Origin of the sequence: Psychrobacter fozii (assembly GCF_003217155.1) — a bacterium.
Lineage (GTDB): Bacteria > Pseudomonadota > Gammaproteobacteria > Pseudomonadales > Moraxellaceae > Psychrobacter > Psychrobacter fozii.
Genome location: NZ_QJSU01000009.1, coordinates 123,357 through 138,904, shown reverse-complemented (window position 1 = coordinate 138,904; position 15,548 = coordinate 123,357). Strand labels below are relative to the sequence as shown.

Annotated in this window: 13 protein-coding genes; 4 read left to right on the top strand and 9 right to left on the bottom strand. The window is 41.7% G+C overall.

Annotated features, from left to right (window positions below):
- Positions 1 to 3: 3 nt before the first annotated feature.
- Positions 4 to 1,077 carry an aspartate carbamoyltransferase catalytic subunit gene (locus DFP82_RS12080; protein WP_110923971.1) on the bottom strand — a complete coding sequence of 358 codons (1,074 nt, stop codon included), beginning with the start codon at positions 1,075 to 1,077 and terminating at the stop codon, positions 4 to 6.
- 392 nt (positions 1,078 to 1,469) lie between these two features.
- On the opposite strand from DFP82_RS12080, the gene DFP82_RS12075 reads away from it, so the two are divergent.
- Positions 1,470 to 2,453: a class 1 fructose-bisphosphatase gene (locus DFP82_RS12075; protein WP_110923970.1), complete on the top strand. Its 984-nt coding sequence runs from the start codon at positions 1,470 to 1,472 to the stop codon at positions 2,451 to 2,453.
- A gap of 105 nt (positions 2,454 to 2,558) precedes the next feature.
- Positions 2,559 to 3,353 carry a TrmH family RNA methyltransferase gene (locus tag DFP82_RS12070; protein ID WP_110923969.1) on the top strand — a complete coding sequence of 265 codons (795 nt, stop codon included), beginning with the start codon at positions 2,559 to 2,561 and terminating at the stop codon, positions 3,351 to 3,353.
- A 206-nt stretch (positions 3,354 to 3,559) separates the two neighbouring features.
- Here DFP82_RS12070 and DFP82_RS12065 read toward each other — a convergent pair whose 3' ends face one another.
- The 7 genes from DFP82_RS12065 to DFP82_RS12035 form a co-directional block, all read right to left on the bottom strand.
- On the bottom strand, positions 3,560 to 4,492 hold the full coding sequence (locus tag DFP82_RS12065) for an electron transfer flavoprotein subunit alpha/FixB family protein (protein WP_110923968.1): 933 nt from the start codon (positions 4,490 to 4,492) through the stop codon (positions 3,560 to 3,562).
- Positions 4,493 to 4,627: 135 nt separating this feature from the next.
- Entirely contained in the window at positions 4,628 to 5,377 is a 750-nt protein-coding gene (locus DFP82_RS12060; RefSeq protein ID WP_110923967.1) for an electron transfer flavoprotein subunit beta/FixA family protein, read from the bottom strand.
- A gap of 678 nt (positions 5,378 to 6,055) precedes the next feature.
- Positions 6,056 to 6,268 carry a cold-shock protein gene (locus DFP82_RS12055; protein ID WP_010196799.1) on the bottom strand — a complete coding sequence of 71 codons (213 nt, stop codon included), beginning with the start codon at positions 6,266 to 6,268 and terminating at the stop codon, positions 6,056 to 6,058.
- Between the two features lie 379 nt (positions 6,269 to 6,647).
- Positions 6,648 to 7,073, bottom strand: coding sequence for a hypothetical protein (locus tag DFP82_RS12050; RefSeq protein ID WP_110923996.1), 426 nt, complete (start codon positions 7,071 to 7,073; stop codon positions 6,648 to 6,650).
- A gap of 279 nt (positions 7,074 to 7,352) precedes the next feature.
- Positions 7,353 to 8,369: a ketol-acid reductoisomerase gene (ilvC, locus tag DFP82_RS12045; protein WP_110923966.1), complete on the bottom strand. Its 1,017-nt coding sequence runs from the start codon at positions 8,367 to 8,369 to the stop codon at positions 7,353 to 7,355.
- 153 nt (positions 8,370 to 8,522) lie between these two features.
- Entirely contained in the window at positions 8,523 to 9,020 is a 498-nt protein-coding gene (ilvN, locus tag DFP82_RS12040; RefSeq protein ID WP_110923965.1) for an acetolactate synthase small subunit, read from the bottom strand.
- Positions 9,020 to 10,732 carry an acetolactate synthase 3 large subunit gene (locus DFP82_RS12035; RefSeq protein ID WP_220034746.1) on the bottom strand — a complete coding sequence of 571 codons (1,713 nt, stop codon included), beginning with the start codon at positions 10,730 to 10,732 and terminating at the stop codon, positions 9,020 to 9,022. Before DFP82_RS12035 ends, ilvN begins: the two co-directional genes overlap by 1 nt.
- Before the next feature lie 989 nt (positions 10,733 to 11,721).
- On the opposite strand from DFP82_RS12035, the gene DFP82_RS12030 reads away from it, so the two are divergent.
- The gene (locus DFP82_RS12030) at positions 11,722 to 12,222 is read left to right on the top strand and encodes a DUF4124 domain-containing protein (RefSeq protein WP_110923963.1); all 501 of its coding nucleotides are present in this window, start codon (positions 11,722 to 11,724) and stop codon (positions 12,220 to 12,222) included.
- Positions 12,223 to 12,236: 14 nt separating this feature from the next.
- Here the strand turns inward: DFP82_RS12030 and DFP82_RS12025 are convergent, their stop codons facing one another.
- Complete coding sequence (locus DFP82_RS12025; RefSeq protein WP_110923962.1) at positions 12,237 to 14,036, bottom strand: NAD(P)H-hydrate dehydratase; 1,800 nt, start codon at positions 14,034 to 14,036, stop codon at positions 12,237 to 12,239.
- A gap of 207 nt (positions 14,037 to 14,243) precedes the next feature.
- Here DFP82_RS12025 and queG point away from each other — a divergent pair, with 207 nt between their 5' ends.
- The gene (gene queG / locus DFP82_RS12020; RefSeq protein WP_110923961.1) at positions 14,244 to 15,482 is read left to right on the top strand and encodes a tRNA epoxyqueuosine(34) reductase QueG; all 1,239 of its coding nucleotides are present in this window, start codon (positions 14,244 to 14,246) and stop codon (positions 15,480 to 15,482) included.
- Positions 15,483 to 15,548 lie beyond the last annotated feature (66 nt).

Sequence of the window (15,548 nt, the reverse complement as noted above, 5' to 3'; positions counted from 1 at the left end):
AGGTTAATTACCAGCCGCTTGATGAGCGCGTTGACCTTCCATCGCAAGAGACAGTACAGCCATACGAATGGCAATACCGTTATTTACCTGCTTTAAGATGACAGACTGCGCACCATCAGCCACGCTCGAAGCAATCTCAACTCCGCGGTTCATCGGTCCTGGATGCATAACCAATGCGTCAGGCTTTGCAAGTGCCACGCGTTCTGGCGTAATACCATAGTGTTTATAGTATTCACTCGACGATGCTAGCAATGGTGATCCGATACGCTCGTTTTGAATCCTTAGTCCCATGATGACATCGCAGTCCGTGACACACTCATTCATATTTTCATAAACTCGCACACCATAACGCTCAATGCCTTTAGGTAATAGAGTGCGCGGTGCACAGACACGGATGTCTTTGACCCCTAAGGTTTGTAGCGCATTTATATCAGAGCGTGCCACCCGTGAGTGCTTGATGTCACCCACGATAGCCACTGATAACTCTTCAAAAGGACGCGGCGCTTCACGATGAATGGTCAACATGTCGAGCATGCCTTGCGTCGGATGTGCATGCCAGCCATCACCGCCATTGATAATGGCGATATTAGGCGTCACTTCTGTTGCCATAAAATGCGCAGCACCTGATGCTGAATGACGCACCACAAAGATATCTGCTGTCATGGCTTGCAAATTCCACAGTGTATCGCGTAGACTTTCGCCCTTTTTAGCACTAGAGCGCTCGATATCGATATTCAATACATTGGCGCCCAGACGTTTTTCGGCCACCTCAAATGTCGTACGTGTACGTGTTGATGGCTCAAAAAACAAGTTCATCACCGTATAGCCTTCAAGCTCAGGCCGATTGATTAATTGTCCATTTTTATCAAAGAACGTTTCTGCTTTTGCGATAATCGCCTGTAATTGCTCTTTATTAAGGCCTTCTACACCCAAAAAATGACGGATACTGCCATCGGTATTGAGCTGTGGACGACTCAATGATGTATTGAGCCTTTGATGAATGGTACTGGGATCGAATTTTGCGTAGTCAGTCGGCGAGATCGTATGTAGTGAGCTGCTATCGAGAGAATTTGACATAATGGCAAGTCTTCATTGTGGGTTGGTATGTGTCTATATTAATCATTTATTCATCTTTGTTCGAGCATTTATCGTAGATATACATAGATACAAGGACATTTTGGCGCTTATTTGATACAATTTACCCCAATGACACCAGTCCTATAAATACACTCAGCCACCTGCTAGGCAATGTTCGCGTAGCGACTGTGCAATATCAGTATAGCGATCATGACCGAAAACAAGCTTACCAAAGATATTAACGAATAATAATACATATAGTGTAGCTGATTTTACGGTCAGGACAAAGACACGGTATCGCTATTTAAAAATTTGCCCGCCTAGAGTGCGCTTATCACTGCTTATTCTTTTACTCTCAATACGACTTATCAATACCATTATTAGGAAGCTTTATGACGACTCTAACCAGTTATCTAGATCAACATTCAACCAACACTGAACTGAACGACGTGATTACTACCGTCACTAACGTTGGTAAAACCATTTCACAGCTACTTAGAAAAGGAGCCTTAGCCGATATCCTAGGCGAAGCTGGTAATCAAAATGTGCAAGGCGAAGAGCAGAAGAAATTGGATGTACTGGCTAATGACTTATTGTTAGATGCACTGGCAGAAAACACGCATTGTGCAGGTGTTGCATCAGAAGAGCTAGACAATGCCACCCCTGCCAACGCTGATGGCAGTCTACTGGTATTGTTTGATCCACTGGATGGGTCATCAAACATCGATATCAATATGGCCGTCGGTACTATTTTTTCTATTTTACCGTACCAACGCCAAGGTCAAACAAGCGAAAACAGTGATTTCTTGCAAGCAGGCAATCAGCAATTGGCAGCAGGCTATTTGTTATATGGTACCTCAACCATACTCGCATTAACGATAACTGAAAATGTGGTGATGTTCAGCTTAGATCCAGATACGGGTGATTATGTACTCATAGAAGACAATGTGCAAATTGATGCTGATACCAGTGAATATGCTATCAATAGCTCAAACTATCGCTACTGGCGCGCACCGATGCAACAATACATCGACGAGCTGATCGCTGGCGAAGCTGGTGTACGTGGTCGCGATTTTAATACACGCTGGGTCGCTGCCATGGTTGGTGATGTGCATCGCATCCTATGCCGCGGCGGTCTATTTACCTATCCGTTTGATACCAAATATGCTCACAAAGCGGGCAAGTTACGTTTGATGTATGAAGCCAATCCGATGAGCCTATTGATTGAGCGTGCTGGCGGCGGTGCTACGGATGCTGTCAACCGCATCTTAGATATTGAGCCGACTGACATTCATCAACGTGTCCCTGTCGTACTGGGTAGCAAAAATGAAGTCGATTATGTTAAAAACTTGCACGTAAATTATTCTGAAAAATAATTGATTTGAGCACATGTTAAAGATAATCAGTAGAATGCTAAATCAATAATAAGCATTCTGCTGGCTGTCCAAACAATTCCTTCAGTCTATTCTAAGCGATCCACTATGGTAACAAATCCCACCGAGCTGATTACTTCAGATAAGAACACAACGGTTAAACTGGTAAAGGCCCTGTTGACACAGTCTCGCCAGCGTAACAAACATGGGCAAACTGTCATCGAAGGCATACATCTCATCGATGCTGCCCTACGTAGTGACTATCCGTTCGCCCAAATGCTACTGGCAGAGTCAGCGCACAACCATCCTGAAGTTCAGCAAGTATTGTCTCGCCTGCCGACCTATACACCTATTATGACGCTTTCAGATTCGCTCTATGAGAGTATCCGAAGTTTAGGTACAGGCATCGACATTATGGCGGTTATTAAAGTGCCAATGCTAGGTCTATCGATGATCAATGAGGACTGCCTGATTCTGAACGACGTACAAGATAGCGGCAATGTTGGTACATTGCTACGCACGGCAGCAGCCGTCGGTATTAATAATATCCTTTGCACCAGCGCGACTGCTCAAGCTTGGTCTCCTAAGACGCTACGAGCAGGTATGGGTGCACAGTTTGCACTCACTATTTATGAGGGTTTAAGCACACAAGACATCTTAGATTATGTACAAGTGCCACTTTTAGCCACTAGCTCACATACCGACACCTTAATTTACGATCACAACCTAACCACTCCAACGGCGTGGATTATGGGTCATGAAGGTCAAGGTGTCAGCGATGAATTAATGCAATGTGCTACGCCCATAGCCTTACCACAGCCGAACGGTCAAGAAAGCTTAAACGTAGCGATTGCAGGCTCTTTATGTCTATATGAAACCTTGCGTCAAAGAAATTACGCTTAGCTTTGGTTTATAACTGCAAACAAAAACCTTTCTGTAAAGCACAAAAAAACCCACTATCATTTAATAGTGGGTTTTTTATTATCTGTCTACTACTGATATAGTCCAAGAAATCTAAAACGGATACAAGGCAGCCAACTGCAAATTGTACAAGTCGTACATCTAAGGAAGGTAACGCCGTAGCCGTTTAGTAGTTCTGTGTCTATATATTAAACCTTGCTAGTTAACTCAGGTAGCGCTTCAAACAAATCCGCTTCTAGGAAGTAATCAGCAACACTAGCGATAGGTGCTTCTGGGTCATTGTTGATAGCAACGATAACTTTAGAATCTTTCATACCTGCTAAATGCTGAATCGCGCCTGAAATACCTGCGGCGATATATAAGTCTGGTGCAACAATTTTACCTGTTTGACCAACCTGCATATCGTTTGGTACATAGCCTGCATCTACTGCAGCACGTGATGCACCAACAGCAGCGCCCAATTTGTCAGCCAATGGTTCGATATATTTAGTGAAGTTCTCACCATTTGCTAATGCACGACCACCAGATACTACGATGCTTGCTGAGGTTAACTCTGGACGGTCAGACTTGGCCATCTCTTCATTAACGAAGCTTGCTTTACCAGTCTCTTGTACATTGTCGAGAGTCTCAACAGCTGCTGATCCACCTTCACTCGCTACTGGATCGAATGCAGTAGTACGTACAGTCAACACTACTTTATCTTCTGAAGTTTTAACCGTTGCCGTCGCGTTACCTGCATAGATAGGACGTTCAAACGTTTGAGCATCTATTACAGCAGAAATCTCTGACAACATGCTAACATCAAGCAATGCTGCAACGCGTGGCATAAAGTTCTTACCAGTTGTTGTCGCTGGTGCAATGATATGGCTGTAGTCTTTGGCGACATCAGCAACGAGTAACGCAACGTTACCTGCTAATTGATGCTCATAAGCTGCATTGTCTGCTAGCAATACTTTAGATACGCCTTCAGCTTTAGCGGCTTCATCTGCAACTGCTTGTGCACCACTACCAGCGACCAATACATGGATATCATCGCCCATTTGCTTAGCAGCAGCGATAGTGTTCAAAGTTGCCTTTTTTAGACTGGCATTGTCATGTTCTGCATATACCAAAATTGCCATGGTTCTAATCCTTTATTTATTCGTATCGTCTATTCATGTCATGAGGTTGTCTGTGTACAAAGTTACTGATGTGGCAAATACTAAATCAGCCGAATTAAACATGTAACTTTGTACATGATATACCGTAGCGAAGTCTTAGATTACTTTAGCTTCGTTCTTTAGCTTATCAACCAACTCATCCACTGAACCTACTGTAATACCAGCTTTGCGTTCAGCAGGTGGCACAACTTTAATAATCTCTTGCTTAGATGCCATATCAACACCGAAATCAGCTGGTGTCTTTTCATCAAGCGGTTTTTTCTTCGCTTTCATGATGTTAGGCAGTTTGGCATAACGTGGCTCATTCAGACGCAAATCAGTCGTGATGACTGCTGGCAAATCAAGCGCAACTGTTTGTAATCCACCATCGATTTCACGAGTTACATTTACTTTATCGCCTTCAACTTTTACTTCTGATGCAAACGTACCCTGACCGATACCCATCAATGCTGCTAGCATCTGACCAGTTTGGTTGTTGTCATCATCAATCGCTTGCTTACCCAATAGGATAATGTCTGTAGCTTCAGACTCAGCGATACTTTTCAGTATCTTAGCGATTTGTAGTGGATACGGCTTTTCATCAGTCAAAACTAAAACACCACGATCAGCACCCAATGCTAGTGCAGCACGAATCTGCTCTTGAGATTCTTTTGGACCGATTGACGCAACAATGATTTCATCAATCACACCAGCTTCTTTTAGACGAACCGCTTCTTCTACTGCGATTTCATCAAAAGGGTTGATTGACATTTTGGTGTTTGATAGATCAACGCCAGAGTTATCGGCTTTTACACGAACTTTTACGTTATAATCAATGACACGCTTGACCGCTACTAATGCTTTCATACGTTCCTCGTTTATTAATGTTATGAATTAAAAATTATCAATTAAGAACCAAAGGTTCATTGTTGTTCAAAATAGTGTTGAAGGTTGTTAGCGTGTCAACAGACAGTTAATAATCGAAAAAATGAAACAATACTAAAAAATATATTTATATCATATTCTCTATCGACAAAATCTGTTAAAGCTAAGCCAACCGTTATTATCAGACCTATGTATCTTGCGTGAGCACGAGCATAAGGTCAAGACAACGCCGTGAATAATGCGTCATAAATTTATCACTATTCTATTACAAATAGTTTATAAGCGAACAAGTTTACGACTTGCTTTCACCTATATTCTAAATATCTTAAACCTTTATAGCATTGTAGGTACTTTAGTTACTTAACATTTTGTTATTACTTATTTCTTCAAAATAATATCTCATAATGAATGTAAATATTTTCACTATTTCTTTACAAGATGAATGAGCCCCACTAACAGTGATTAGCTAAAGATACTTCCCTCAGACTATATGATGACAAGAAAAATTTATATAAAAAAAGCAACCTGATGAGAGGTTGCTTTTTTTTAAAGTTGAAACAGTATTTTTATTGTTTTAACAAACAAAGTAATCAATGCGTATTAATAATTTCATTGTAATCAAGCTCACTGAAAAACAGTCTACTCAATCACTAATAGAAATTAGATAGCTTCGATTTGCTCAGCTTGTGGGCCTTTTTTGCCATCACCTAAGATGAAAGACACTTTTTGGCCTTCAGCTAGGGTCTTGAAACCGCCACCTTGGATAGCGCTGTAGTGAGCGAATACGTCTTGTCCGCCATTGTCTTGAGCGATAAAACCAAAACCTTTAGCTTCATTAAACCACTTTACAGTGCCTTCAACTTTATCTGACATAAATTTTCCTAACTCTTTAACTGTTGGCGAGACGTGTGTCATCACCGATTAATTGATATATACCTAAATATTTTTTTGCAGAATGCGGCAGTAAAATCTACTAAATCATCCTCGGATGACTTGAATTTTTTACCTGAAATATTGTAAGTACAGCTTGATTATAGCAGCTTTTCATAATGACAACAGGTTAAATTGATGATTTTTGTAAATAATTAAAATCAATTTTTTGAAGTTAGTTCAAGCATCCATTAATCACATAACATATTGATATAAAGAATATTTTTTATTCACTTCTATCTACAATCAAAGTCAAAAATCCAGATAAGTTAATAAATCACAAGGTCAAAAAGTGTTAGCAAGCTATAGTTTAGACTGGCCTTTACTGAGCTATTGGTAACCACTGTGAGCTTAATACTAGCAAGCATAATGCAAAGAATACCAATGAAAATGACTGGCTATAAGCGATATATTTAGCTGGTATTACTAAGTCTTTCGGAGAGTCAGGAATACCTTTACGTTTCAGTAGACGCGTTCCGTATACCCAACCAAAAGTAGTATAGATACCATAGGCTGCAGGTACCGCAACTGCCAATGGTGTCAGATCAATCACATATAACATGACCACGGAAATAAAGAACCATGAGGTATCCAAAAGTGAACTGATTTTAAAAAACTTAGATTGAGGCAGTTTGCCATCTGTTGTTTTGAGCATCTCCCCTTCTATCCAAATTAAAACAGCGATCACAGCACTAAGAAGAACATATATGAATTGCGGCGTTAGCCAGTCAGAATAAGATATTTGCACAACATACAACCTGTAATCTATAGAAAAAGAAGAACGGAAATTATTTGATTTGTTTGATAGCTCAAAGACGAACAGAAATAACAATAATTGTCTAACCGAACAAACCATTAGTTAATGTAATAATGCCTGTCTATATTGGGGACTACCATGGGTTTTCAACCCGTAGATAGCCTACCATAAAAGCATTAAACAAATAGAATGCATTAAAAAACCCATGCTATCAGTCGATAACATGGGTTTCTTTAAAACTAAGCAGTCTTTCTATAACTTAATACTGTTTTAGTTCTTTTCTTTATCGATGATTTTATTACCACCAATCCATGGCATCATACCACGCAGCTTAGCACCAGTAATTTCGATCTCGTGCTCAGCATTGTTACGACGACGCGCGGTCATTGATGGATAGTTGGTAGCGCCTTCAGAGATAAACATCTTCGCATATTCACCAGACTGGATGCGTTTTAGTGCATTACGCATGGCTTCACGTGATTGCTCGTTGATAACTTCAGGGCCTGTAACGTATTCGCCGTACTCAGCGTTGTTACTGATTGAGTAGTTCATGTCAGCGATGCCGCCTTCATACATCAAGTCAACGATAAGCTTAAGCTCATGCAAACACTCAAAGTAAGCCATTTCTGGTGCATAGCCCGCTTCTGTTAGCGTTTCAAAGCCCATTTTAACTAGCTCTACTGCGCCGCCACAAAGTACTGCTTGCTCGCCAAATAGATCCGTTTCAGTTTCATCTTTGAATGTTGTTTCGATGATACCTGAACGACCACCACCAACACCAGCAGCATATGATAATGCTAAGTTTTTGGCTTGACCTGAAGCATCTTGGTAGATAGCGATCAAATCTGGAATACCGCCGCCTTTAGCAAACTCTGAACGTACAGTATGACCTGGTGCTTTTGGCGCCACCATGATGACATCAAGATCGCCACGTGGCACGACTTGGTTATAATGAATCGCAAAACCATGAGCGAAAGCCAAGGTAGCGCCTTCTTTGATGTTTGGTTCGATTACATCGTTATAAAGCTCTTTTTGAAACTCATCAGGCGTCAAAATCATGATAACGTCAGCAGCTTTTACCGCTTCTTCTACTTCAGCAACTTTTAGGCCCGCATTTTCAGCTTTTTTCCATGAACCTGAATTGGCACGTAGGCCAACAGTCACATCGACGTCTGAATCTTGTAGATTAAGCGCATGGGCATGGCCTTGTGAACCGTAACCAATAATAGCAACTTTCTTACCTTGGATAATTGATAAATCACAATCTTTGTCATAATAAACGTTCATAAATACAGTCCTTTTTCTCAATCATGGTTTGCCATGGATAGTAAACGCTTATGCAATAGCCACTATCGTAAAATGGTCACTAAGATAAGCGTTTTGTTGATTTTAAATCAATATGATTTAACTAAAATATTCTGTTATTAGACACTCAGCCGATTAGAGGCTAAGCGTCTTTTCACCGCGTGAAATACCGATGACGCCCGAGCGTACCACTTCCATGATACGTTCGCGACCAATCACATCAATAAAGCCATCAAGCTTGGCTTTGTCACCGACGATTTGAATCGTATATAAGTTAGAATTGACGTCAACGATTTGTGCGCGGAAAATATCTGCACTGCGTTTAATCTCTTCACGTACACTACCAGACGCTCGAACTTTTACTAGCATTAATTCGCGTTCAACGTGTACGTTTTCTGATAGATTCAGCACTTTAACCACTTCAATCAATTTATGCAATTGCTTGGTGATCTGCTCAATTCTTTCAGGTGAAGTAATAGTCGTCACAGTCAGACGTGAAATACTAGGGTCATCAGTTGGCGCGACGTTTAGCGTTTCGATATTATAGCCACGTTGTGAGAACAAACCGACTAAACGCGACAACGAACCCGCTTCGTTTTCCATTAATACCGAAATCAGATGTTGTTGTTGCATTAGGTACGCTCCCCTTTTGTTAACCACATATCACGCATTGTCTGTCCAGCAATTTGCATCGGATATACATGCTCATTACGATCGACATAAACGTCAATAAATACCAGCTTGTCTTTCATTGCCATCGCTTCTGCTATCTGTGCTTCCATGGTCGCAGGGTCAGTAATTTTGATACCGACGTGACCATAACTTTCGGCCAATTTAACGAAGTCTGGCAGTGAATTCATATATGACTGTGCGTGACGACCTTCATATAGCATGTCTTGCCACTGCTTAACCATACCCAACTGAGCATTGTTAATGTTCAGAATTTTAACTGGTAAGTTATATTGCAAGCAAGTCGATAGCTCTTGGATATTCATCTGAATAGAGCCTTCGCCTGTAATGCAAACCACATCACGTTCAGGATGCGCAAGCTTTGCCGCCATTGCATACGGCAGACCAACACCCATAGTACCAAGACCACCTGAGTTCAGCCATTGACGTGGCTCATTATAGGTATAGTAAAGCGCTGCAAACATCTGATGCTGACCGACATCACTCGTGATGATAGCGTTACTATTAGTCACTTTATCTAGAGCTTGTACGACACTTTGTGGCTTAATGCCATTATCGGTGCTGGTGTCATAACGTAAACCATGACGCTTACGCCACTCGTTAATCTGCGACCACCAGTCAAGCAATGCATGTTGCTCAAGTTGTTTGTCTTCACCGATAATATCCAACATATCGGTCAATACTGACTTCACATCACCAACAATAGGAATGTGAGCAAGAATCGTTTTTGAAATAGACGCAGGATCGATATCGATATGGATAATTGTCGCGTTAGGACAGAATTTTTTAACATTGTTGGTCACGCGATCATCGAAACGCGCGCCCACTGCCAAAATCACATCAGCATGATGCATACTCATGTTGGCTTCGTAGGTACCATGCATGCCAAGCATTCCTAAGAACTGACTATCAGAACCAGGGAACGTACCAAGACCCATTAATGTGTTGGTCACTGGTAGGTTTAGACGGTGAGCAATATCTCTCAGCTCTTCGTGAGCCTTACTCCAAATCACACCACCACCAGCGTAGATAATAGGACGCTGTGCGGCCAGTAGCGTCTCTACGGCTTTCTTAATTTGACCACTATGGCCTTTTAGAGATGGCTGATATGAGCGTATAAATACTTCTTTTGGATATTCATAAGCAAACTTTTCGCTAGGTGCCGTCATGTCTTTTGGCACATCAATTACCACAGGGCCTGGACGTCCAGACTGTGCAATGTGAAAGGCTTTTTTAACAATCATTGGAATTTCGCTAGCATGGCGTACTTGGAAGCTATGCTTAACGATAGGACGTGATACACCAACCATATCTGTTTCTTGGAAAGCATCTTCACCAATGAGGCTGCTTGGCACCTGACCTGCGATTACAACCATTGGCACAGAGTCCATAAAGGCAGTAGCAATAGCGGTCACAGTATTGGTCGCACCAGGGCCTGATGTGGCCAGCACAACGCCAGTATTACCAGTCACTCGCGAATAAGCATCGGCCATGTGGCCCGCTGCTTGCTCGTGCCGTACTAAGATGTGCTCAATATTTTCTTGTTGAAACAAGGCATCATAGATATGAAGAACCGCACCGCCTGGATAGCCAAAGATATATTTGACACCTTCATCCGTCAGCGATTGCACCAGCATCTCAGCACCAGACAGCATTACAGGCTGTGCACTACCTTCAGCAAGGCGTTGTTGCTTTTCTTCAAAATTTTTGGCAGCATTACCCGTTTGGGTATGTCCAGTCATATTCGGACTTTGCGTGGTTTGCGTCACTGTCATCACCTTTTTTTTTGGTAAGCAGTAGCATTATTTTATAAAAGAAAACAACGACGTTTGCACATGGTTATTCAGCTCGTAAAAATGAATGCTAATATTTATCCATATCAAGAATGTGTGCCCGCTATATTTCAGTCATGCTGTTTTATAAGACAACATAATACTTAAACACAGCAATATATGTAGGGTCAGCTCTGTGATAGGAGTTTATCGATGTACAGTGACAAGATGCGAGTGCATCTATAAAAGAGGCTTATTATTGATGATTAACACGAACCAGTATCTATACTCGATTGATATATACGTAGGCATTAGAATAGGTGGAAAAATAACTTTGATAGCCAGTAACACATCGCAATATCATTAGATATTACAATAGGCTGATTGAAGATATCTCTTCCCTAAATCTTGAGCCGTGTTTAATACAATCGCTAAAACGATACTTAGCGCATTTCAAATAACAAGTTTATCTTAGTCATTGTAGACAGATAAGTCCGGAGACAATGTATATAGTTATTAATAGCTGTCATTCATAATGACTACTACCGTTGCTATATCATTATCACAAAGAAAAAAGAACGGTATAAGCCACTGATAAGTAACCCGTAGTTCTCGTTTTCAAGTGCCACGGCAATATCATAAAAGCCGCTCACTGACCAATCAACTGCTATTATATTCGACGGTTTACGAGCCATTGTCAAGAAAAACTTCTAAAGCCCATCCCTAACTATTAGTTATTAAATAATATACATTCATAAGAATTATTTGCTAAAATCAAACGCTGGTACATTTTTAGTACCATTCAAACACTAAAATGTTATATTGACACATATATAAACATCTGTTTTTTACCAATTAAGAGGATTGCTACAATGGCATATGCATCTAAGATAAATACTGCTGCCAAACTGCTTGTGAGTATGAGTACGGCGTGTATGCTAATGCTGTCCATGAATGCCAGTCATGCTATTCAGGTTTATAAGTCTGTTGGTGCACACGGCGAAGTAAAATATAGCCAACATTCTCCACAGAATGGCAAAAATATCGAACTGATTGAGTTCCGTAGTGACGGTAGACAGAACAACGCAGGAAATTTAGCTGGCAAAACAGATGCCAATCAGAGTAATGCCCCTAGTGCAGAAGAACAAAGAGTGGCAGCACTTGAGACACGTATTAAAGAGCAAGAGGCACAAGCCAATGCACAGCGTTGCCAATCATTACGCAGCAACTTGACCAATCTAAATGTTGGCGGCCGTATCTATGAAATGGATGCCAGTGGCAAACGTCAGTATCTAGATGGCCGCGAGATTGAGCTTAAGCGTGAGCGCGTACAGCAAGCGATTGACCAGTATTGTGGCAATCCTACTACCTAGTCTCAACGCTAGTTTTAGGAATCAACCAGCAACTGCATAACATGACGAATGGCTACTGGCATATCTTGAGCTTGTAGCCCTCGTTGTCCTATCAAGAGATGACCGCGATCACTCTTGCCACTATTATATTGATTCGTCTGACTAACCAATATATCCCCTGCTAACCCATGTATGATAACCGCTTGATGCAAACTGCGCATCTCCGGCTCCAAATCCTGTTGTGCTAACAAGCCAGCAATGACACCAGACAACACATCGCCCATACCAGCCGTTGCCATACCAGCATTGCCAACCCCACAAACATAGACCTGCTCTTGATCTAATCCACGCTCTAAAACCAAAGACCCTGCACCTTTGAGCACCCAATTGCCACCATATGTCTGCGCACATAGTTTGATGGCTGATAATCTATCTGACTCTATCTCATGTATTTTTTTATTCAGCAACTTAGCAGCTTCACCACTGTGCGGCGTCAAACAAACCTCATTATCAGTACTATACTCTCGCAGTTGAGAGATTAACTTATCATTTTTTAGCTGTAACGATGCCAAGTGATAAAGCCCGTCAGCATCTATAACTATTGGCTTTTTCGCTGTCATAGCAGCTTGTATATAATTTACGAATAATGCTTGTGCTTTATCGTCACGGCCCAACCCCATACCAATAGCTACCACACTGGCGGCCTTGATTAAGTGCTGCACACCTTGGGCATCATGCAAATTGATAGTCATGGCATCTGGTAGTGACGTTAATAGTGCGCCATGAAAAGCCTCATGGCAGGCAACGGTGATTTTTCCCGCTCCTGCCGCCATCGAACTTGAAGCAGATAATATCGCTGCCCCGCCCATACCTTGTGAGCCATCGATACGATTTCCCCCAATAACCAATACGTGGCCGTAGCTCCCTTTATAGCTATTTTGGCGCCGTGGACTGAAAGCTTGTCCAGTCGTAATCAATTTGGCTACTGGCTCAAACGCTACATTGTCTACCTGATAAGGTATCAGCGGTATATCGGTTACCTGCCCGCTATAATCTACCCCGTCTTTGGTATGCAATCCAAATTTCCGCGCAATCAAACATAAAGTTGCATCCGCCTTTATCGCTATACGGTCGAACACTTCACCAGTCGAAGCAACCACACCACTTGGAATATCAACAGCAATGGCCAGCCCATTATTTTGCTCCGTTAATTCATTAAAAGCTCTAATTGCCTGCTTATAGATACCTTCAGGTGTACGATCCAGCCCTATACCAAATAGTGCATCGATATAGACATCAGCCTGCAGTGCTGTTGATCTCAAATCATTTTGGCTATCTTCAAAGCGCTCATACTTGCAATTAGCAGATCGTGCTACCTGTAAAGCCTTTTGGGCATCCGTTATTGAGCTTTTGCTATTAGAAATTGCTGTTGTATCACTTTTATCAGAATTAACCTGATCAGAGTCACTATTGCTAAAATCACTATCCTCAAAACCTACTGTGACTATCTGTACCTGCCAGCCAGCTTGCTTAAGATAATAGGCTATCAACCAGCCATCACCGCCATTATTGCCTTTTCCTACCCAGATACTTACTCGATACTGATGGTTGTGACGATGAGAGAAATTAACAGACGCCGATGAATGATGGTTTAAGTACTTTTTCTCATAAAGCTGCTCAATATGCTTCGCCATTTGCCAAGCCGCTTGTTGCATTAATCCAAAACTATCATGACCTTCACTAAACCATGCTTGCTCCATTGCATAGAGCTGTTTACTGCTATATAGCGATATAGGATGTTTTTTATCTATGGATGAATGACCGTGTATTTGCATGACTTGCCCTCAACTGTTTTTATTAGATTGTTTTATATTATTCTGAAGCCTGATGATTCCTCATTGATATGAAGACATATCCTAGCTTAGCAAAAGCTAACTTTGACTTATGTATCAATATGAATGCGAGTTTATTGTCTTTTATGCTTGCGCTATTGGCTCACTGGCTTATCATAACGGTACTCACATCAACGCTTACTATGACACATGAATAACTCATCTACACCAAGCTTACCAATATCTTCTACCAAACAAGTAGCTGGCCAACAGCGAGCCGCGGCAATTGATGATACAACCGCAAACAAGATTGCGCTCAATAACACATCAGAATTTTCTACCACAGCAGACGTTAAACAATGGATTAAAACTCAAGCACAGGCGCTAGGATTTGCTGACTGCGGCTTTCTATCCGTGCACCATCCTTTGTTTGCTAAACAAATTGTACAACTGCAGCAATGGCTAGAGAAAGGTTACGAGGGACAGCTACAGTTTATGCACAGCAATCATGAGCTACGGGCGAACCCTGAGCAATTGGTCGATGGTGCAAGGACTATCATCAGCGTTCGTATGGATTACCTGACTCAAGCACCGAAACCCCGTGCTGTCACTGACAATGATCTTCCCAACCAAGGTATCATTGCGCGTTATGCCAGAGGACGTGATTATCACAAAACAATGCGTAGCCGTTTAAAGCAATTGGCATTAAAAATAGAAACAATGCTTCCTGAATGGCAACATCTCAATATTGGGTCAGAGCGAGATTTTATCTTTCGACCATTTAGCGACTCTGCGCCTATCTTTGAGCGCCCTATCGCCGATGCTGCTGGCCTTGGATGGACAGGTAAGCACACACTACTTATTAATAAACAAGCAGGCTCATTTTTTGTGTTGGGCGAGCTATTTATTAGCCTTGAGTTGCCAGATGACCAACCTATCAAAGAACATTGTGGTAGCTGTAGCGCCTGTATTGATATTTGCCCGACCCAAGCGATTGTCGCACCCTATGAGCTTAATGCCTCAGCCTGCATCTCCTACCTCACTATCGAACATAAAGGTACCATTGATACCAAGTACCGCCGAGCGATTGGTAATCGCGTCTTCGGTTGTGATGACTGCCAGCTTATATGTCCTTGGAATCGCTATGCTAATATCACACCTGTAGAAGATTTCGCACCACGGCACAACCTTGATAGTAGTAGCCTACTTGAACTATGGCAGTGGCAAGAATCTGACTTTATGAAAAAGACTGAAGGCAGCCCACTCAGACGCACAGGTTATGTTAGCTTTTTACGCAATATCGCTATTGGACTTGGAAATGCCAATGCAAGTACAGATACTATTACTCAATTACAGTCAAAACTGGGTGTACACAATGAGATATTAGATGAGCATATCCTTTGGGCAATAACTGAGCAGCAAGATAAATTAAAGGCTATTGAGTCTTAGACTTGTATTTGTCTAAACAAAAAAATGCCTCTTACGAATAAGAGGCATTTTTATTGGCGCATATTT

Excerpts from the sequence above, each read along its gene's own strand:
- ilvC (WP_110923966.1), bottom strand. The coding sequence starts at position 8,369 with ATGAACGTTTATTATGACAAAGATTGTGATTTATCAATTATCCAAGGT.
- DFP82_RS12055 (WP_010196799.1), bottom strand. The coding sequence starts at position 6,268 with ATGTCAGATAAAGTTGAAGGCACTGTAAAGTGGTTTAATGAAGCTAAA.
- DFP82_RS12080 (WP_110923971.1), bottom strand. The coding sequence starts at position 1,077 with ATGTCAAATTCTCTCGATAGCAGCTCACTACATACGATCTCGCCGACT.
- queG (WP_110923961.1), top strand. The coding sequence starts at position 14,244 with ATGAATAACTCATCTACACCAAGCTTACCAATATCTTCTACCAAACAA.
- ilvN (WP_110923965.1), bottom strand. The coding sequence starts at position 9,020 with ATGCAACAACAACATCTGATTTCGGTATTAATGGAAAACGAAGCGGGT.
- DFP82_RS12035 (WP_220034746.1), bottom strand. The coding sequence starts at position 10,732 with ATGCTGTCTGGTGCTGAGATGCTGGTGCAATCGCTGACGGATGAAGGT.
- DFP82_RS12065 (WP_110923968.1), bottom strand. The coding sequence starts at position 4,492 with ATGGCAATTTTGGTATATGCAGAACATGACAATGCCAGTCTAAAAAAG.
- DFP82_RS12070 (WP_110923969.1), top strand. The coding sequence starts at position 2,559 with ATGGTAACAAATCCCACCGAGCTGATTACTTCAGATAAGAACACAACG.
- DFP82_RS12025 (WP_110923962.1), bottom strand. The coding sequence starts at position 14,036 with ATGCAAATACACGGTCATTCATCCATAGATAAAAAACATCCTATATCG.
- DFP82_RS12060 (WP_110923967.1), bottom strand. The coding sequence starts at position 5,377 with ATGAAAGCATTAGTAGCGGTCAAGCGTGTCATTGATTATAACGTAAAA.
- DFP82_RS12075 (WP_110923970.1), top strand. The coding sequence starts at position 1,470 with ATGACGACTCTAACCAGTTATCTAGATCAACATTCAACCAACACTGAA.
- DFP82_RS12030 (WP_110923963.1), top strand. The coding sequence starts at position 11,722 with ATGGCATATGCATCTAAGATAAATACTGCTGCCAAACTGCTTGTGAGT.